General features: G+C 49.6%; 23 protein-coding genes. 13 read left to right on the forward strand and 10 right to left on the reverse strand.

Features of this window, described 5'->3' with window-relative positions:
- The first annotated feature begins 61 nt into the window (after positions 1-61).
- Positions 62-598, forward strand: coding sequence for a peptide deformylase (gene def / locus GEV47_RS07430; RefSeq protein WP_153234095.1), 537 nt, complete (start codon positions 62-64; stop codon positions 596-598).
- Positions 599-625: 27 nt separating this feature from the next.
- Positions 626-1,177: a hypothetical protein gene (locus GEV47_RS07435; RefSeq protein ID WP_153234096.1), complete on the forward strand. Its 552-nt coding sequence runs from the start codon at positions 626-628 to the stop codon at positions 1,175-1,177.
- 53 nt (positions 1,178-1,230) lie between these two features.
- Here GEV47_RS07435 and GEV47_RS07440 read toward each other — a convergent pair whose 3' ends face one another.
- From GEV47_RS07440 to rsmI, 4 genes are all read right to left on the reverse strand, one after another.
- Positions 1,231-2,433: an amino acid aminotransferase gene (locus GEV47_RS07440; protein ID WP_153234097.1), complete on the reverse strand. Its 1,203-nt coding sequence runs from the start codon at positions 2,431-2,433 to the stop codon at positions 1,231-1,233.
- A gap of 102 nt (positions 2,434-2,535) precedes the next feature.
- On the reverse strand, positions 2,536-3,351 hold the full coding sequence (kynA, locus tag GEV47_RS07445; RefSeq protein WP_153234285.1) for a tryptophan 2,3-dioxygenase: 816 nt from the start codon (positions 3,349-3,351) through the stop codon (positions 2,536-2,538).
- Positions 3,352-3,769: 418 nt separating this feature from the next.
- Entirely contained in the window at positions 3,770-4,573 is an 804-nt protein-coding gene (ygiD, locus tag GEV47_RS07450) for a 4,5-DOPA-extradiol-dioxygenase (RefSeq protein WP_153234098.1), read from the reverse strand.
- A gap of 36 nt (positions 4,574-4,609) precedes the next feature.
- On the reverse strand, positions 4,610-5,497 hold the full coding sequence (rsmI, locus tag GEV47_RS07455; protein WP_153234287.1) for a 16S rRNA (cytidine(1402)-2'-O)-methyltransferase: 888 nt from the start codon (positions 5,495-5,497) through the stop codon (positions 4,610-4,612).
- An 87-nt stretch (positions 5,498-5,584) separates the two neighbouring features.
- Here rsmI and GEV47_RS07460 point away from each other — a divergent pair, with 87 nt between their 5' ends.
- From GEV47_RS07460 to GEV47_RS07480, 5 genes are all read left to right on the forward strand, one after another.
- Positions 5,585-6,760 carry a penicillin-binding protein activator gene (locus tag GEV47_RS07460; RefSeq protein ID WP_153234099.1) on the forward strand — a complete coding sequence of 392 codons (1,176 nt, stop codon included), beginning with the start codon at positions 5,585-5,587 and terminating at the stop codon, positions 6,758-6,760.
- Positions 6,757-7,131 (forward strand): YraN family protein, encoded by a 375-nt coding sequence (locus GEV47_RS07465; RefSeq protein WP_153234100.1) that lies wholly within the window; start codon positions 6,757-6,759, stop codon positions 7,129-7,131. Before GEV47_RS07460 ends, GEV47_RS07465 begins: the two co-directional genes overlap by 4 nt.
- Before the next feature lie 82 nt (positions 7,132-7,213).
- Complete coding sequence (locus tag GEV47_RS07470) at positions 7,214-7,810, forward strand: phosphoheptose isomerase (RefSeq protein WP_153234101.1); 597 nt, start codon at positions 7,214-7,216, stop codon at positions 7,808-7,810.
- The gene (locus tag GEV47_RS07475) at positions 7,803-8,480 is read left to right on the forward strand and encodes a BON domain-containing protein (RefSeq protein ID WP_407646210.1); all 678 of its coding nucleotides are present in this window, start codon (positions 7,803-7,805) and stop codon (positions 8,478-8,480) included. Before GEV47_RS07470 ends, GEV47_RS07475 begins: the two co-directional genes overlap by 8 nt.
- Before the next feature lie 105 nt (positions 8,481-8,585).
- The gene (locus GEV47_RS07480) at positions 8,586-9,116 is read left to right on the forward strand and encodes a TlpA family protein disulfide reductase (protein WP_153234103.1); all 531 of its coding nucleotides are present in this window, start codon (positions 8,586-8,588) and stop codon (positions 9,114-9,116) included.
- 241 nt (positions 9,117-9,357) lie between these two features.
- On the opposite strand, the gene GEV47_RS07485 is transcribed toward GEV47_RS07480, so the two are convergent.
- Positions 9,358-9,864 carry a winged helix DNA-binding protein gene (locus GEV47_RS07485; protein ID WP_153234104.1) on the reverse strand — a complete coding sequence of 169 codons (507 nt, stop codon included), beginning with the start codon at positions 9,862-9,864 and terminating at the stop codon, positions 9,358-9,360.
- 332 nt (positions 9,865-10,196) lie between these two features.
- Here GEV47_RS07485 and pxpB point away from each other — a divergent pair, with 332 nt between their 5' ends.
- The 4 genes from pxpB (at position 10,197) to GEV47_RS07505 (ending at position 13,642) form a co-directional block, all read left to right on the forward strand.
- Entirely contained in the window at positions 10,197-10,871 is a 675-nt protein-coding gene (gene pxpB, locus GEV47_RS07490; RefSeq protein ID WP_153234105.1) for a 5-oxoprolinase subunit PxpB, read from the forward strand.
- On the forward strand, positions 10,871-11,902 hold the full coding sequence (locus GEV47_RS07495; protein WP_153234106.1) for a 5-oxoprolinase subunit C family protein: 1,032 nt from the start codon (positions 10,871-10,873) through the stop codon (positions 11,900-11,902). The genes pxpB and GEV47_RS07495 overlap by 1 nt, the downstream gene beginning before the upstream one ends.
- Positions 11,903-11,923: 21 nt before the next feature.
- The gene (gene pxpA, locus GEV47_RS07500) at positions 11,924-12,799 is read left to right on the forward strand and encodes a 5-oxoprolinase subunit PxpA (RefSeq protein ID WP_153234107.1); all 876 of its coding nucleotides are present in this window, start codon (positions 11,924-11,926) and stop codon (positions 12,797-12,799) included.
- A gap of 78 nt (positions 12,800-12,877) precedes the next feature.
- Positions 12,878-13,642: a class II glutamine amidotransferase gene (locus GEV47_RS07505; RefSeq protein WP_153234108.1), complete on the forward strand. Its 765-nt coding sequence runs from the start codon at positions 12,878-12,880 to the stop codon at positions 13,640-13,642.
- Between the two features lie 160 nt (positions 13,643-13,802).
- Here the strand turns inward: GEV47_RS07505 and GEV47_RS07510 are convergent, their stop codons facing one another.
- The 3 genes from GEV47_RS07510 to GEV47_RS07520 all read right to left on the reverse strand — a co-directional run bounded on the left by GEV47_RS07510 (position 13,803) and on the right by GEV47_RS07520 (position 16,282).
- On the reverse strand, positions 13,803-14,813 hold the full coding sequence (locus tag GEV47_RS07510; RefSeq protein WP_194270607.1) for a BMP family ABC transporter substrate-binding protein: 1,011 nt from the start codon (positions 14,811-14,813) through the stop codon (positions 13,803-13,805).
- 178 nt (positions 14,814-14,991) lie between these two features.
- A complete protein-coding gene (locus GEV47_RS07515) occupies positions 14,992-15,516 on the reverse strand; it encodes a GNAT family N-acetyltransferase (RefSeq protein ID WP_153234110.1) in 525 nt (174 codons plus the stop codon).
- Entirely contained in the window at positions 15,506-16,282 is a 777-nt protein-coding gene (locus GEV47_RS07520) for an exodeoxyribonuclease III (RefSeq protein WP_153234111.1), read from the reverse strand. Before GEV47_RS07520 ends, GEV47_RS07515 begins: the two co-directional genes overlap by 11 nt.
- Positions 16,283-16,524: 242 nt before the next feature.
- Between GEV47_RS07520 and pyrE the strand changes: the two genes are divergently transcribed.
- Both pyrE and GEV47_RS07530 read left to right on the forward strand, forming a co-directional pair.
- Positions 16,525-17,190, forward strand: coding sequence for an orotate phosphoribosyltransferase (gene pyrE / locus GEV47_RS07525; protein WP_153234112.1), 666 nt, complete (start codon positions 16,525-16,527; stop codon positions 17,188-17,190).
- 86 nt (positions 17,191-17,276) lie between these two features.
- Complete coding sequence (locus tag GEV47_RS07530; protein ID WP_194270608.1) at positions 17,277-17,894, forward strand: DUF4124 domain-containing protein; 618 nt, start codon at positions 17,277-17,279, stop codon at positions 17,892-17,894.
- Between the two features lie 49 nt (positions 17,895-17,943).
- Here the strand turns inward: GEV47_RS07530 and GEV47_RS07535 are convergent, their stop codons facing one another.
- Together GEV47_RS07535 and GEV47_RS07540 are read right to left on the reverse strand one after the other, a co-directional pair.
- The gene (locus GEV47_RS07535; RefSeq protein WP_153234114.1) at positions 17,944-18,129 is read right to left on the reverse strand and encodes a hypothetical protein; all 186 of its coding nucleotides are present in this window, start codon (positions 18,127-18,129) and stop codon (positions 17,944-17,946) included.
- 126 nt (positions 18,130-18,255) lie between these two features.
- On the reverse strand, positions 18,256-19,005 hold the full coding sequence (locus tag GEV47_RS07540) for a S24 family peptidase (protein WP_153234115.1): 750 nt from the start codon (positions 19,003-19,005) through the stop codon (positions 18,256-18,258).
- Positions 19,006-19,059 lie beyond the last annotated feature (54 nt).

The following is a 19,059-nucleotide window of genomic DNA, read 5'->3' on the forward strand; positions in this document are numbered from 1 at the left end:
AACCACTTAAATCGCGTTTAAACCTCACTGAGATGTCGTTAAGACATCATGCACTTAATTTATGGCCATACTGAATATCCTGCGTTACCCTGATCCGCGCTTGCACAAAGTTGCCAAGCCTGTCACCGCTTTTGATCAACGCCTCAAACAATTAATCGCCGATATGGCGCAGACCATGTACGACGCTCCCGGCGTTGGTCTGGCAGCATCGCAAGTCGATGTGCACGAACAATTGGTGGTCATCGACACCTCTGATACTGGCAACGACCTGCGCGTATTCATCAATCCTGAAATCCTCTGGGCTAGTGAAGAAAAGCAAATCTATGACGAAGGTTGCCTGTCGGTGCCCGGCATTTATGACGGTGTAGAGCGCCCGGCGAAAGTCAAGGTGCGTGCGCTTGACGCAGATGGCAAGCCGTTTGAAGTAGATGCAGATGGATTGCTGGCAGTGTGCATCCAGCATGAAATGGATCACTTGAAAGGCAAAGTGTTCGTCGAATACTTATCGCCGCTGAAACGCAATCGCATCAAAGCCAAGATGCAAAAAGAAGAACGCGAAATGAAGCGCGAAAAAGAAAAGGCCAAGCAGTACGGTTGATTTTTGTTAAAAAAATGGGGACATCGTATGGTGTTGTTTGATAAATATTTACACAAATACGATTTCTCCGAACGCCATCATCTGGAGATCAACGCGAGCAGTGATCAAATCATGCAGGCCGTAGCGGCTTACGATCCTAAAGATGATGCATTCTTCCGCAAGATGATTGCTTTGCGTGAACTCCCATTGCGTTTTGTTGGCTGGGTTACCCGCAAACAAGCATCACAGACACCCTTTGGGCTACATAATTTCCAGTTGCTGGAACGGACAACAAAAGAACGCGTCTATGGCCTGATCGGGCGATTCTGGCAGGCGGATTACGGATTAGTAACGATCGCCGACGGCGAAGCATTTCTGCGCTTCAACGAACCAGGAGTGGCGAAGCTGGCGCTCGGTTATATCGCCGTTGAAAGCATTAACGGCAAAACCGTGCTGACGACAGAAACCCGCGTTCACTGTCCTGATCGGGGTTCGTATCTGCGGTTTGCGCCCTATTGGTATGCAATTCGCCCCGTCAGTGGATGGATTCGCCGCCGGATGCTGCATTCGATCAAACGGCTTTCCGAAACAGTCGTGTAGGGCGAACGTAAAAGCACGTCCGCCCTATTTTTATTTTTTGCATCTTCGCGTAGTTAAGCCCGCTTTTTCAACGTCTCCGCCATCGCCTGCGCCACAGATTCAACATTCTGATTATTCAATCCGGGAATACATAAACGGCCAGAACGGATCAAATAAATCGCGCTATCTTCACGCAAGCTATCGACTTCAGCAGCAGTAAATCCAGTGTAGCTAAACATCCCGCGTTGATTCACCAAATAACTGCCGTCTACCGATGGTGCGTGAGCGGTTAAGCTATTACGCAATTTTTCGCGCATGGTTTTAATGCGATCACGCATCGCAGCCACTTCCCGATCCCATTGCTGACGTAAATCAGCGTCATGCAATACGGTGGCAACCAGCTTGCTGCCGAATAGTGGCGGACTTGAATAAATGCGGCGTACGCCGGCTTTCAGTTGCCCCAAGACTAAAGCAGCTTCTTTCGCCGACGGGCAAACAAAACTCAAACCGCCGCAACGCTCACCATACAACGAGAAATTTTTAGAGAAAGAATTGGTTACCACCATCGTCAAACCCGCATCGGCCATCGCACGCACCACCCATGCATCTTCTTCAATGCCATCGCCAAAACCTTGATACGCAATGTCCAAAAATGGAATCAAATTACGCTGCTGCAACACACCAATAACTTCCTTCCACTGCGCATGATTGAGGTCCAGCCCAGTCGGGTTGTGACAGCAAGGCTGCATCAACACAATACTTTTTGCGGGCAGTGTGTTGAGCGTTTCTAACATGCCGCCAAAATTAATATTGTTAGTCACCGCATCGTAATATGGATAGGTGTGAACCTGAATACGCGCCGCAGTGAACAAGGCATGGTGATTATCCCAGGACGGATCGCTGATCCAGACTGCGCTGTCAGGCAAATAGGTTTTGATGAAATCGGCAGCAACCCGCAACGCGCCAGAACCACCCACACTTTGAATGGTTGCCACGCGGTTATCGCGCAGCGCAGCGGAATCGCGTCCAAACAGCAAATGCTGTACTGCTTCGCGATAAGCGGCTAAACCTTCCATCGGTAAATAGGTATGCGGCTCGGCTTTTTCTTGCACAATCTTTGCTGCTGCCTGCACACTCTTCAGCACCGGGATTTTGCCGTTTTCATCGTAGTACAGGCCGATACTCAAATTGACTTTATTCGGTCGCGTGTCGTGGCCGAATTTTTCCAACAGTGACAAGATAGGATCGCCGGGGTAATGATCTACGTGTTCGAACATGGTGCTTCCTTTTGATAATCAGTTGTTACGTTCTTCTCCATTCTTTCATTTATGAAAGAGCAGAGCTGCTTTTAAAAACTAAAACATGGTTCAAAATTTGAATCAAAATTTGGTACGCAAACTCCACAACTCTGGAAATAAAATCACATCCAGCATTTTACGCAAATAATGGACGCCCTCAGTGCCACCGGTACCTTGTTTGAAACCGATAATACGCTCCACTGTTGTGACGTGGCGGAATCGCCAAAGTCGGAATGCGTCTTCGATATCCACCAGCTTTTCCGCCAACGCATAGAGATCCCAATGATGTTGCGGATCATGATAAATCTCCAGCCAGGCTGTCTCAACCGAATGATCGTGCGTTGTCGGCAATGTCACATCATGCTGCAAACGCTCTGCGCTAATCGCACAACCGCGTCTGGCTAACAGCGCAATCACGTCATCATAAATAGAAGGGCGCAGTAGCGCAGCTTGCACCATCATATGGCGTTCCGCGCGATGCGCATGCGGCTGCAATAATGCCGCATTCTTGTTCCCGAACGCGAATTCAATTTGCCGGTATTGATACGATTGAAAGCCGGATGATTGCGCCAGATAAGGTCGGAAAGTAGCGTATTCTGCTGGCGTCAGCGTGCCCAAAACAGTCCATGCCGCGACCAGTTGCTCCATGATGCGCGTCACACGAGTCAACATTTTAAGCGCCGACGACAAATCATCCTGTTGTATCTTGACCTGCGCGGCAAACAGTTCGTGTAACAGCAACTTCATCCATAATTCACTGGTCTGATGCTGCACGATGAATAGCATTTCATCATGCTCGGATGAGCGCGGATGCTGTGCTTCCAGAATGCTATCCAAACCCAGATAATCGCCATAATCCATCGCATCAGAAAAATCCATTTTGGCATCGTGATGCATGGGGCAACCGCTGCTTTTTTCTGAGTCAATCACTGTTGGTCTCCGTTTTTTATAATTATTTGAATTACTTGTTAAGCAAAGGCCGCAACGCAGCCCGAATAGTCTGTACTGATTTGCCAGATTAGAGCAGTAGGGGAAATCGTAGCGCCGATGCCCCAAATCGTTGGTATTTTTTGTCTCCGGCTTATTACTTATTTTTGTATTTTTTGGCAAAGCCAGTCTATGCCAGATGCAATAGCTTTTTATGGCAAATTTAGTGCGTAAAATTAGCCGATTTTGAAAAAATGAGGAGTTTTTTGGCAAAAAATGCGCAAATCCAGTAATTTCGCATAACGCTTTAAACTTGGCACCCCGATGCATCAGTACGATAGTACGGCAAGGCAGAGGCAACGATGTATAAACACTTATGCGAAGTTACTTAAGTTAATGCTCCCACCACCGCCGTTAACATGCTGATCGTTCCACCTTCAATCCCATCTACCGCAATGGAAATTTTTTCATCGTCATGTTGACAACCGATTACGTATAACAAAGGAAGAAAATGCTCAGCCGTCGGCACGGAAAGTGCGGCATCCTGTCCTAAATCTTCGTACGACACCACCTGTTGCACATCATTGTTGAGCAAACTGGCGCGTATCGTGTCATTGAAGCGCACTGCCCAATCCGGTGCTGGCGCATTTTTATCCCACGACATCATGCGCAAGTTATGCACCACATCGCCGCTACCGATAATCAAGACACCTTGCTCACGTAACACAGCCAGTTTTTGACCGAGTTCAAAATGAAATTGGGCGGGTTTGGTGCCATCAATACTCAATTGGATCACGGGCACGTCTGCGTGCGGAAATGCCTTGATCAGCACTGACCATGTTCCATGATCTAAACCCCATGCGTGATCCAGATGCACTGGCACCGGCGCTAACAATTCCGCTATCTGCACAGCCAGTTCAGGATCGCCTTTCGCCGGATATTGCACATCAAATAAAGCCTGCGGAAAGCCGCCAAAATCATGGATGGTTTTTGGCATGGCCATCGCTGTTACCGCTGTGCCGCGCGTATACCAATGTGCCGAAATGGCTAAAATCGCTTTCGGTTTTCTCGCCGCAAGGCTACGCCCCAGTTGTTCCCACGCGGCGGTATATTGATTGTCTTCCAGCGCATTCATCGGGCTGCCGTGACCGAAGAAAACAGCTGGCATACGAGAGGAAGTATCTTGGCTCATGTAGCTCTCACTTAGCAATTGGGTAGATATATATTCTTATTCGCCGTTGTCTGCATTTTTCAACGCTAATGCCCGCTCATACAGGGCATTTTTCTTTTGTCCGGTAATCTGCGCTGCCAATGCAGCCGCCTGTTTGACGGAGAGTTCGGCCAATAGTATCTGCAACACGCGATCGCTTTCTGCGGCATCATCTTCTTGCGCTGGTGCGGCTTCGATCAGGATCACGAATTCGCCCTTTTGCCGCATCGGGTCTTGCGCCAGCCAAGCGGATGCTTCTGACAATGGACAGCGGTGGATAGTCTCGAATAGTTTGGTCAATTCGCGCGCCAGCACGATTTGTCTGGTCGGGCCAAATGCCTGATGCAAAGCGTCCACGGTTTCGATAATCCGGTGCGGCGCTTCGTACAATACCAAGGTCGCAGCAAGATTAACTAAACCAGTCAACACCGTTTCACGTTGCCTTGCTTTGCTCGGTAAAAAACCGACGAAGTGGAATTGGTCATGCAATAGACCGCTCACGGATAATGCGGTAATCGCTGCCGATGCTCCCGGCAGCGGAATTGCGCGACATCCGGCCTTCAATACTGCATCGACTATTCGCGCACCGGGATCGGATACCGCAGGTGTGCCAGCATCGGAGACCAAAGCAATCCGTTCACCGGCCTGCAAACGCGCCACGATTTTTGCGGCGACTTCGTTTTCGTTGTGCTGATGTGCGGCCAATAAAGGTTTGGACAAACCATAGCGATTGAGCAAATGCGCGGTGTTGCGCGTGTCTTCGCAAGCGACCGCGTCGACCAGAGACAATACATGCAGCGCGCGCAAGCTGATATCACAGACATTCCCGATTGGTGTGGCTAGCACATATAATGTTGATGCCGGATACGCTTGCTGCGCAGTCTGCGCAATCAGTTCTGGCAACATCGGTAGGGTTGTAGGAGAAAAACTTGCGGATGAGTTTACGGGTGAGTCATGCATGAAAATTATCACTTCTTGGATGGGGAGCTAAATATGTTACGTAAGTTGCGGCTGTCACTGTTCCTGTCGTTCCTAAGTGTTTTATATGGATTGTGCCTGCCTGCGATGGCAAACACAACCAAGACTGAAGCAAAAGCCGAACTTGAGCCAATTGCCAATCAACTCCCCAATGGCGCCATTCCTTTGGCAAGCATTGCTTTATTGCTACCAGCACGCAGCAGTTCGTTAGGCCGCGCCGCCGATGCGTTACGCGCCGGCTTTTTAGCCGCGTACGAACGAGATCATAGCGGATTGGCCATTACCGTCATTGAAGCCGCCGATACAGCCCAAGATATGTTGAGTGCGTATCATACTGCCAGTCAGAAATTCGATATTCTGGTCGGCCCTTTATCACGTACCGGTATCACGGCTATCGCACAAAGTGGCAACATCTATAAACCAACAATTGCCTTGACCCTGCCTGAGTTACCGGCAGATAAAAATGCCACACTCTCACGTCAATTGTTACCGATTGGATTATCAATTGAGACCGAAGCGCGCCAGGTAGCCAGATGGATCGCAGATCAGCGAGGACAGGGCAAAGTGCTGGTGGTTGCCGCTGGCGCCAGCTGGCAGCATCGTATTGCCGGAGCCTTTATGCAAGAGGCCGCCAATGCTGGTCTGGATACAGAGTTGGTCGCCAGCGACCTGAAGAGCGATACCTTGGACAAGCTCAAACAAAGGGTTGAGACTGAAAAGCCGCGCGCGCTATTTTTGGCGCTTGATGCTGACCAGGCCACACAAGTGCGCAGCGCACTTGGCTTGTTTAGTGATGCAACGCCTACGTACGGTATTTCGCAATTGAATCCAATCGCCCGCACGGACAATCAAGCCATTCCCGACGAGGATAGAAAAACAGAACTGAATGGCATTCAATTGGTGGACATTCCCTGGCTGTTACAACCCAATCTTCCTGCGGTGATGGCGTATCCTCACCAGGTTGCAGACGCTGGACACCAACGCAATGCCGATCTGGAGCGCTTGTATGCATTAGGTATAGACGCATTTAACGTCGCGCGTGAAGTCGCCCTGCAGCATACGGCGTTTCAAATTAATGGTGTCACTGGTAAATTAAGGATAGATTTCGGGCCAAACCGCTCTACCTTTGAAAGAATTGAGCCGACCGCCATTTACCGTGATGGCGTCGTGGTACCGCTGGAGGCTCGTTGATACTAAAGAAATTATTTAGCCCGCGTCAAATCAGTGGCAACCTCGCCGAAGATCAGGCACTGATTCACCTTCAGCAAAAAGGATTGCAGCTGGTCACACGCAATTTCCGCTGTAAAGGAGGTGAAATTGATTTGATCATGTCTGAACCTCACAAAGCTGCGAATCTGGTTTTTGTCGAAGTCCGGCAACGCGCTGATCAGCGACATGGTGGCGCGGCCGCCAGTGTCACAACCACGAAACAACGCCGGTTGATAATTGCTGCGCAGTTTTTTTTGCAACGTTACCGGGAGCCTCCGGCTTGCCGGTTTGATGTGATTGCTATCGAAAGTGAGCAGATCAACTGGATTAAAAATGCATTTGACGCATATTAGTTCGACTTAAATAGAGCATCTGCACAATTCAATCTGTTACTCTACACACCTATTTTCATCTCCAACTATTTGTTCTCACACCATGATTAATCAACGCATACTGGCGCATTTCCAAGAAAGCGCAGAGCTTAAAATGGCTGCGGCCTCTGTCTTGGCACAACCAATTGCTGCGGCAGTGGAACTTATGTTCTCTGCGCTGTCCAATGGCAACAAGATTCTGTGCTGCGGCAACGGTGGTTCGGCTGCTGACAGCCAGCATTTTGCCGCTGAGCTGGTGGGACGCTTTGAACGTGAACGCTTGCCTTTACCGGCGATGGCGCTCACGACTGATACCTCCATCATCACGGCAATCGGTAACGATTACAGCTACAACGAGATTTTTTCCAAACAGGTGCAAGCGTTTGGACAAGCTGGGGATGTGTTGCTGGCGTTTAGCACTTCTGGTAATTCTGCCAACGTATTGGCAGCGATTGATGCGGCACTGGATCGTGAAATGCGTGTAGTCGCCATGACGGGCAAGGGTGGTGGCGCGATAGGGAAAAAATTAACTGAAGCAGATGTGCATATCTGTGTTCCGCATGACAGAACGGCACGGATACAAGAAGTCCATCTGCTAACAATACATTGTATCTGCGACGGTATTGATGTCGCTTTATTTGGAGGTGATGTGCATGACTAAGAAGTTGATGACAAGACTAACTGATTTACGCCGCCCATTGGCAACCGCTGCGTTATGTGGCGCCATGGCGATGAGCTTGCAAGGTTGCGTAGGATTGTTGTTTGGCGGCGCGGTTGTCAGCGGCTTTGCGATTACAGATCGCCGCACGCTGGGCGCACAAACCGATGACAAAACCATTGCGGTGAAAGCCGAAGCGCAAATTCCTGGCGTGATCGGCGACAACGGCCACGTCAATATCACCAGCTATAACCGTCATGTATTACTGACCGGCGAAGTCCGCGATGAAGCTGCAAAAGCCGCTGCAGAACGCGCAGCCAGTGCGATCGACGGCGTCAAAGTGGTGATCAATGAATTGCAAGTCGGACCACCATCGACTTTCTCTTCACGCTCTAACGACACTTATATCACCAGCAAAGTGAAAGCCTCACTGCTGGATGCCAAAGACGTTTCAGGCAATGCCGTCAAAGTCATCACAGAACGCGGTAATGTTTATCTGATGGGTCTGGTCACCGAACGCGAAGGTAACCGCGCCGCCGAAATCGCTGCAGGTGTCAGTGGTGTACAAAAAGTCGTGAAGGTATTTCAATACCTGACTGAAGATGAACTAACGAGGTTGTCATCGGCACCGCATGAGCAAACCACCTCGCCGTCGCAACAGCCGGAACAGTAAGCTACCTCCCTCTCTTGCTTGCGGGAGAGGGAATATTCAGCGGTCAGCGCATCTTGCTACGGATCGCTATAATGGTCTTTTGTACTCCCTGCACTGGTTATCACTATGTCATCCCATACTACATCAGCAACATCGCACAAGCCGCTTTGGGTCAAACTCATCGCTGCAGTTGTCGTCATTGCGATTGCCTTGTTCGTGACAATGTCGCTGTCCAAAACCAATCCGGCTCCGGATGTCACTTTCACCAATTTAAAGGGTGAACAAATCTCGCTGAAAAGCTTGCGCGGCAAAGTGGTGATGGTCAATTTCTGGGCAACCAGCTGCACTACCTGCATCGGCGAAATGCCGCAGATGGTAGACACTTACAATAAATACAAAGGCCAGGGTTTGGATTTCGTCGCCGTCGCGATGAATTACGATCCGCCAAATTACGTGCTCAACTATGCTGATACGCGTAAATTGCCATTTCAGGTCGCACTCGACACCAACGACAAATTGGCACAATCTTTCGGCGATGTTAAATTGACACCAACCACTTTCGTGATCGACAAACAAGGCAACATCATCAAACGTTATGTTGGCGCGCCAGAATTTGCCGAGCTGCATAAGTTATTGGATAAGGCATTGGCGGCGTAATACGCAATTCAAACAAGTCGCGCCAATTTCAACAAAAAAGCGTAGCGTGTGAACGAATTCACACGCTACGCTTTTTTTGTTGGGGGCTAAGCGAGACCAAATAATCATCTTGAATATAACTGCGTCATTCCCGCGGACGCGGGTATCCATGTTGCGCAACTTTATCCAACCTGGATACCCGCGTGCGCGAAGATGACAGCGATATTTTTCAAATCGATTATTTGGTATTACTTAATTCTGACTATCGCGAAGTCGCCGCGCGTGAAGCGGTATCGTATAAGCCCGATGCAGTACGCAACAATTTCGCGGTTTCACCTAAAGTCTGATTGGATAATCCGGTGTCAGCCAATAATGTAATCAAACATTCCTCTCGCACTTCACGGTATTTCTGACACAACGCAACACCACTTTCGGTCGCAGAAAAAAAAGCTTCTTTACCGACTTTTTCGCTTTTGACATAGCCGGTTTTAACCAGTTTCTTCAGGGCGTAACTGGCAACATGTGTATCTTCAATATTGAGCACGAAGCAAATATCGGCCAGTTTTTTCTTCCGTTCGCGATGACAAACGTGATGCAACAACGACACTTCTACCGGTGTCATATCTTTCACGCCAGCTGCCGACATGCAACGTGCCATCCAGCGATTGAAAGCGTTTCCTGCGATGATGAGAGCGTATTCCAGTTCGGATAATTCCGCGCTGCTTTCAGACGCCAAATGCGATGAAGAGACAATTTTCGAAGTATTCATTCTGAATTTTTGGCCTTATAACTATTACCTAAGTGCAAGCCTGAAGTATAACGCCCTTAAAGACACTAAATGCTCATGTTTTTTTAACAAAGCAGGCGTAATAATATCCAAATAAAAAACTATTTACATATAAATTATTGATAATTTATCTTTGATGAGTATTATGGCAAGATGCTTCACTTAATTAGGACTTGCGCAAAATTGCTCCAGCAACGTATTTGCAAACCCTGCCCGCGGACAGTACTGTTCTGTACAACGCAGGCACAACGCTGCTGGGGCGGTTTTGCGTAACGCCTAAATGACACATCACTCTTTGCGCAGAAAGAAGTCTCATGACGCCACATTCGCCCGCTGAACGCCATAAGCCACAGATAGATGCCCTCGGCGAAGGTGCGTTGTTATTTAACGCAGGTGCGCACGCCACTATGGCATGTCAACAACGTCTATGGGCCATCGCGGCACAAGCAGCATCCTGGCCGTACGTGCGGGATGTCGTGCCGGGCATGAATAATTTGACGATTTTGTTTGATCCGCTGGCAGCCGATGCCGATGATTTGACGGGCAAATTGATCCGCGCCTGGGATGCTGCGACCGTTAAAACGAAAGCCGGGCGTCTGATCGATATTCCGGTGATCTATGGCGGCGCACATGGGCCTGATTTGGCGGCGGTTGCAGCGCACACTGGCCTTGCGGCCAGCGAAGTAGTCAAGCGTCATACCGCGGCGGAATATATTGTGTATTTTCTGGGTTTTCAACCCGGCTTTGCTTATTTAGGTGGACTTGATCCCACGCTGGCAACACCACGCCACAGTGAGCCGCGCTTAATGGTGCCAGCAGGTTCGGTCGGAATCGGCGGTAGTCAGACCGCGATTTATCCTGCGGCATCACCGGGTGGCTGGCAGTTGATAGGACATACTGATTTGCGCTTATTCGATCCCACCAGTAACCCGCCAACATTGCTGCAACCCGGTGATCGGGTGCGGTTTGTAGCGGCGGAGATATTGTGATGAGCACTGACGATAACACTCAAGCCGCAGTTCCAGTCGCCATTCAGATCATTCGGGCTGGCAAGTTGAATTCGGTCCAAGATGCCGGACGCAGCGGTTTCCGCCATTTAGGAATTTGCCAGGCCGGCGCGTTGGATAACGTCGCTCTGTCGATTGCCAATCGTCTGGTTGGTAACGTCATTGATACTGCAGCATTGGAAATTACAATGGGGCCTTGCGTTTTGCGCTTCGCCACCGATACACGGATTGCCTTAGGTGGCGCAGACTTCGCAGCCACATTGGATGACAAACCATTAGCGCCCTGGTGGAGCGTGCAAGTGCGCGCAGGACAAACCTTGACACTCAATGCCGCCCGCCATGGCATGCGTGCCTATGTTGCCATCGCTGGTGGTATCAATGTACCAAAGCAACTCGGTTCCTGCTCAACCGATATCCAGGCCGGATTTGGCGGTCATCAAGGACGTCCATTGCAAAATGACGACCAACTTGTAACTGGCGCGGCAATTGATGCGATAGGCCAGGAAACACAGCGCTTGCATGCGGTACCCAATTTTGGCGTGCGCCCGCCAGGCTGGTATCAAAACAGCGATGACGATGTCGTGCAAATTCGTGTGATTCCTGGGCCGGAATACGCGCTGTTCACCGCCGCCGCGCAAAAAGCTTTCTGGAGTAGTCAGTGGACACTGACATCACAAAGCAATCGCATGGGATTTCGCTTATCCGGCCCGGAATTAAAGACTAAAAAAGCCGTCGATTTACTTTCGCACGGTGTGCTACCGGGCGTGATACAAGTTCCCCCATCAGGGCAGCCAATTGTGCTCATGGCCGATGCGCAAACCACTGGCGGCTATCCAAAAATCGGCGTCGTGATTCAGGCCGACCTGGCACGGCTGGCACAATGTCGTTTTAATCGAACGCTGCAGTTTGTCACGTGTAGTATTGAGCAGGCGCGTCAGGAATTAAATAATGACACCTTGTTTTTAGAGCAAATCGCGCAGGCCATGACATGGCTGCGCCCAACAAACAAGTAGTAGAATCATTGGAGTCAACACATGGCTAAAGCAAAAGATATTGCGGCTAATTTAGCAAAGCTTGAAGACACCAGGCAAAGTAGCAACTACGCGCACCTCAGTGTTGACTTAAACGCTGATCTCGGCGAAGACTGCGGTGCGAATGACGAAGCATTGCTAGCCTTGGTCAGTTCCGCCAATATTGCTTGCGGCTGGCACGCTGGCAATGCCATGCTGATGCAGCAGTGTGTCAGTTGGGCGATACAACATGGTGTTGCTATCGGTGCGCACCCAAGCTTCCCCGATCGTGACAATTTTGGTCGCACCGAAATGCAATTGCCGCCGCAAGAAATCTACAGCGGCATGCTGTATCAAATCGGCGCATTGTCCGCGATTGCGACTGCACAAGGTGCCCGCCTGGCGCACGTCAAACCGCATGGAGCACTGTATAACCAAGCGGCACGCGACCCGGTTTTGGCCGATGTGATTGTGGCAGCAGTACGCGATTTTGATCCTACACTAGCGTTGTTCGGTCTCGCCAACAGTGAATTAATTCACGCTGCCCAACGTGCTGGCTTAAGCGCCGTTGAGGAGGTTTTTGCCGATCGTGGCTACAACCCGGATGGCAGCCTGGTTAAACGCGGCACGCCGGGCGCATTGATCGAGGATGAAGAGCTGGCCCTGGCACAAACCATGAGTATGGTGCGCGATAGTAAAGTGCAAGCCGTCGACGGCAGCTTTATTCCATTGACGGCGCACACCGTGTGTTTGCATGGCGATGGTGCTCATGCGCTGGCGTTTGCCAAACGGATACGCTCCCATTTACAAAAAGAAGGCATCATTATCAGCGCGATGCACGAATCACAGAATATCGCTTCCAGCGTCGATCATTTCTCGCTGTTCCCATTACTGACATAATCTAATTAGAAATCAATCTAAATCACCGTAGCATCTCATGCTATTGTTATCAATCACTCAACAGCTTCATAGAACATCATGTGTCAGTTATTAGGAATGAACTGCAACGTCCCCACTGACATTGTGTTCAGCTTTACCGGGTTCGCCATGCGTGGCGGACAAACCGATCATCACAGCGATGGTTGGGGTATTGCATTCTTTGAAGGCGCCGGTGTGCGTCATTTCGTCGATCACCAAGCGGCCATCTCATCGCCGGTGGCGGAATTGATACGCAAATTTCCGATCAAATCCAAAAATGTGATTGCTCATATCCGCAAAGCCACACAAGGTCAGGTTGCGCTGGAAAACTGCCATCCGTTCGTACGCGAATTATGGGGACATTATTGGGTGTTTTCGCACAATGGCGATTTGAAAGAATTTGCGCCGCGCCTGAATGGGCCTTATCGTCCGGTCGGCAATACCGACAGTGAATTGGCATTCTGCTACATCATGCAGGAGCTGCGCAATCGCTTCGGCGATACCTTACCGAGCATCACCGCACTGACGGCAGCGTTGCGTGAATTAACCAGTGAGATCGCACAACACGGCACTTTCAACATGATGCTGTCAGATGGCTCTGCACTGTTTGTCCATTGCTCAACCAATTTGTATTATCTGGTGCGCCAGTTTCCATTTGCCGAAGCAAAGTTATCGGATGAAGACGTCACGGTCGATTTTTCTCAAGTCACTACACCTAAAGATAAAGTCGCCGTCATTGTCACTGAACCGCTCACCACCAACGAAACCTGGCATAAATTCGGTGAGGGTGAATTGAAGGTGTTTGTTGATGGTGATGTTTTATAGCTAGAATTTAATAACTAATGTGATGCACACACCGCCGTCATTCCCACAAACGCGGGAATGACGGCAATCTGTTTTCGAAAATAGTGGCGATTTAATTAAGCAGTGAACAGCTCTGCGTGAGAAGGCGCTACGCTTTTCCGACCGACAAAAACGCGATGACTTAATCCACCTTGAGCGTACCGCGAATAATGGCATTTTTCGCTACGCGCAGTTTCTCAATAGCAGGTCGCTGGCGCAAAATATCACATTCTGAATACGCCGCATCCAAACCTAAACCCGTCAATGAAACCGCGCCTTCTTTCATCCCAAAATCCATATGAGTCGCGGTTGATCCACCCATAAGCAAGCCCACAGCCACGCTGATGGCTGTGTCCGCATGGGTTTGTACATTGTCTAAAATTCGTCCCGGCGCCAGCGAACATTGATTGATGTCGCTGCCAATGGCCTTGGCTTTGGGCTGCGTGGACAATGCTTTAAAGATGCCACGATTGCTGCCGGAAGCGGCTGCAAAAATTACATCGACACCGTCACCTAACATTGTTTTTGCTTGCGCTTCCGCACGACTTGGATCATCGAATGGCTGCGTTCCACCTACCCACAAAGGTGCGTGAACCGTAATCGCCGAATTGACCGCCTTTGCGCCCGCAGCAAACGCCTCGCCGTTCTTGCGTTTTAACGGACTGTCGATGGGGCCGATCATGCCAACTTTGTTGCTACTGGTCGTCAATGCCGCTTCCATCCCGGCAAGGTAGCTCGGCTCACTTTCGCGGAAGGTGACACAGGTTAAATTTGGCGGAGAATTGTCGACGCAATGCTGCATGATCACAAAACGTGTTTGTGGCGCTGCGCGTGCAGCACTTGCTGCCAGTTCTTTAAATTCGTACCCGATCATGACGACAATCTTGGCGCCTTGTTTGACAGCATTGTCTAGTTGCTGCTGACGGCTTGCCTGGTTAGGCTGGCTTTCAAGTGTGCTTGCTTGCAACTGATACATGGTCGCAGCTTGTTCAACGCCCTTAGTTCCCTGCTGCAAAAATGCGTCATCATTTTGTGGCACCGGTCGCACGTAAACGATTTTTGCAGGTACGACAGCCTGTGCCGCCGTCATTCCAAATAATACCGACAACAACAAACTGGATAAACAGCGTAAGCGCGCAATACTAGACATCATTTCTCCCCGTATATGTTTTTTTATTCGTCGCCTGCATCTTGCAGGCACGCGATTGCACATACTGGGGGAAAGCAATGAAATGAGGAGTAGGTGATAACAATACGAGATATAACTTATTGCAGATAAGCAATCAAAAGCGCATAAACCAACACTAAAAAATCTGACTTATGCGCCCGATTCAGGATGTCGTCGAAAATGCCGCGTCGTAACTTACCTCGCCGATCGGTAGTATCGCACCAAACCCTAAGCACAAAAAATACTCAGGCGGCACATCCGCCAAGGTAAGTCCTGGTTCAGCTTTAAAACCAAATTGCCGATAAAACGCAGGGTCGCCTAGCAACACAATGCCCGCCGCGCCTTGCTCCCGCATACGCGCAATGCCTTGGTTGATCAGTAATCGACCTATGCCTTGCTTTTGATATTCGGGTAGTACCGCTACCGGACCTAACCCAACCCATCCGCACGACTGCTGATTGATCAGCACCGGTGAAAAGGCGATATGTCCAACAATGATTTGTCGCTGCTCTGCCACCAGCGACAAAATCAACGTGCCTTGATCACGTAATGCATCAACAATCTTGTGCTCCGTCGGCAAACTACCTGCGGCATGGTGCGGGTGATGTAAAAACGCTTCGTAATTCAAAGCACGGATCGCGTCACAATCACGCTTTTCTTCAGCGCGTATGCATGTTTCAGCTGGCATAGTCTATCGTCAACGGCGCATGATCAGAAAAGCGCTCCGCTTTATAAATCTCCACGGTATGCGCTTTGCCCGCAATACCTGGTGTAGCAACATGGTAATCAATGCGCCATCCGACATTGTTGGCCCAGGCTTGGCCGCGATTGCTCCACCATGTATAGGCCTCGTCGGTTGTCGTTGGATGAATACCGCGATACACATCAACCCATTGCACTTCATCGAAAAGCTGCGTCATCCAGGCACGCTCTTCAGGCAAAAAGCCTGAATTCTTTTTATTGCCTTTGAAGTTTTTCAAATCGATTTCCTGATGCGCGATATTCCAATCGCCGCAGACGACAATCTCACGGCCACTGGCTTTGAGTTCTTGCAGATGCGGCATGAAGGCATCCATAAAACGAAACTTCGCAGTCTGCCTTTCTTCACCGGATGAGCCGGACGGGCAGTACAGCGAGATTACCGTCAAGTCGCCGAAATCACATTCGACGTAACGTCCTTCGGCATCAAACTCGGCATTGCCAAAACCAATTCGGACCGCATCAGGTGTGCGCTTGCTGTATACCCCGACACCGGAATAGCCCTTTTTTTCAGCGTACTGAAAATGGCCGACGTAACCTGCTGGCGCCAACATTTCTGGCGACATATCCTCGGCTTGCGCCTTGAGTTCCTGAACGCAAACAAAATCGGCATCTTGTTTAGCCATCCATTCAAAAAAACCTTTTTTAGCGGCCGAACGTATGCCATTGAGATTGGCGGAGATGATTTTTGGCATGGTGAGCAATGTAAAAAGTTATGCAGCGCATTAGGATAACCGATCTCGCAAGACTCGCATAAGTAAGTCCAAAATCCATGGCATGCAGTTTGCAATTATAGAAGCCCGACATGAATAACATTTAAAATGACGGTTTTGCGTCGTTTTATAGACTGCATTTGCGCAAAGAAGCGACAAATTTTGTCACCTTGTTGTCACTTTTTGCTCTCTTAGTCCACATTTTCATTGTCAGGAAAACTATTTTGAATAATTTACGCCAACAATTTATTGAGTTCTCGGTCGCTGCCGGAGTATTGAAATTTGGTGAATTTGTCACCAAGGCTGGCCGTACTTCGCCGTATTTTTTTAATGCAGGCTTGTTTAATGAAGGCGCGACACTGGCAAAAGTGACGCAGTTTTATGCCCGTACGCTGTTAGATTCCGGCGTTGAGTTCGACATGCTGTTTGGTCCGGCTTACAAAGGTATTGTATTAGCTGCCGGCACTGCGATGGCGATGTCTGCAGAAGGCCGTAACGTACCGTTTGCCTATAACCGTAAAGAAGCCAAAGATCACGGCGAAGGTGGCACCATTGTCGGCGCCAAGCTGCAAGGCAAGGTCGTGATTATTGATGATGTGATTTCCGCTGGCACGTCTGTGCGCGAATCGGTCACCATGATACGCGCTGCCGGCGCTACTCCTTGTGCCGTTTTGATCGCACTCGATCGGATGGAGCGCTCAGGCAAGGATGATGCACTGTCAGCGAATTCGGCAGTACAAGAAGTGGCACGCGAATTTGGTATTCCGGTGATTTCCATTGGTAATCTGGATGACTTGTTGCAGTTTATTACAGCTGATAAATCCAACCCTGAACTGGCACAATACAAAGATGCAGTGACGGCATATAGAACGCGCTACGGCGTAATGTAATATTTATAAAGAGAGGGATAGAAGGGATGAGGTTAGCCAACAGATCAGCTAAGCGCATAAATTTCAAGCTTACTTGCTTAGTGTTTATGCTGCCGCTCACTCTCTTAACCGCCCCTTTATCCCAGGCGCAAATTTACTCATGCAAAGATGCCGGCGGACGCACTATCAGCTCGGACCGGCCGATGCCCGAATGTGACCACAGCGATGTGCAATTGCTAAGCAAGAGCGGCATCGTTAAAGGCGACATTCCCGCCCCGCTCAATGCCGAGCAAAAACGCCAAAAGCAAATACAAGATGCAAAGCGCCAGGCCGCAGCCGACGCAATAGAGCAGCAACGTCAACAAGATAGGGCACTGTTAGCGCGCTATCACAACGAAGACGATATCGCTATATCTCGTCGTTATTACCTCGCTTTATCGCAGGACTACATTACTCGCGACAAAGGATTGATTGAAGATGCGAAAAAACAGCTAGAGTCTGATCGTCTTGAATCGGAGTTTTATAAGAAGAAAAAAGTATTGCCGGCGGCATTACGCAACAGCATTGACGAGGCCAATCGCGCCATCGCCAATGCTAAAAGCAGCATTGCCGACCATCAGGCTGACGCGGTTAAGATCAATCTGAAATTTGACGATATGTTGAAGCGTTATCGTGAATTGACGCAAGGGCAGGGTGGAATGGAGACTGTTGCTGCCAGTCGTTGAGTCCTCAGCAGGGCGCTCAACTGAAGGTCAGCTGAGCACCAGAACGCATCTAAACACCATCCTTCTCAACCGCCTTTGCATTAGCAATCAAAAACCCCATCATGATGATATCCATCGGTGTGGTAGTCACTTTGTGGCCAGGATGATTATCCGTGTTGATGTTATCGCTTTTGATAACGGTTGCCATATTTTTGGCGTAGATCTTCGCAACTTGCAGTAGCTGCTCTTGCATCATTCCTGTTCCTTGCGGTTTGCCAACAGGCATACCAATGCAAAGCTATATTTCACAGCAATAGATTTGCTACTTTTCTTAAGAAGATTTTTGCAAAATTATTTAATTGCCTACAAAACACTAGCAAACTCAGACTTTCTTCCCGCTCCACACCCAAACGATGCGCCCTAATATCTCGAGCTGTTCATGATCATTGCTATCGACCACGTCATCTGGCCCGAATAAGGGGTTGTCCGATTTCACCACCAACGCGCCATCCTGCAAGCGCCGGTGTACGCGCTTAATAAACGTCGTGTTATTGCGGGAGATGACATACACCGCATCGTGCGCGATTTCGCGGATGCCGCGATCTATCATTAAGACATCGCCGTCATGCCATGTTGGCGACATGGCGTTACCGCTGGCCGGCAACAAAGCCAGGTTATCGATATCGGTGATCGTCGGCAGATGTGCCCTTAGCCACGAACGGCTGAGGCGTACCGCATGCATGTTTTGATGGTGCTCCGATTCTGGCCGCGTTGTACCGCCAGCGATCAAGCCAGCGGCGCTACGGATCAGCACACTGGCTTCGTCAAATTCGCTAATGTCGTTATATTCCGCCACTTTCTGCAACAGCCGATTCGGCAATTGCGCGATATGTGCCGCGGCACCCCTTGTCTCCAATGCAAGACGTGGACTGATATCTTCCAGATTGCAGGAAAATCCTCGCGCATAAATCAATGCCGCTTCCAAACTGATGGGACGCAAGGCGTTGATATGCTGATAAATAATGGATTGACCGCCTTTGAGGCTGTAGTTGCGGGCAAATGCTGCGCGATTGATTCCTGCGAATCGATCCTTTAGCTTTGCGGCTTCTTCTTCTGTTGTCCAAATCTTCATATAGCGATGCTATTAAAGTTTAAGGATAGCTTGGCTTGCTTCATGGCTACATAT

The sequence above is a fragment of the Glaciimonas soli genome (genome assembly GCF_009497155.1).
In the GTDB taxonomy this organism is placed as follows: domain Bacteria; phylum Pseudomonadota; class Gammaproteobacteria; order Burkholderiales; family Burkholderiaceae_D; genus Glaciimonas; species Glaciimonas soli.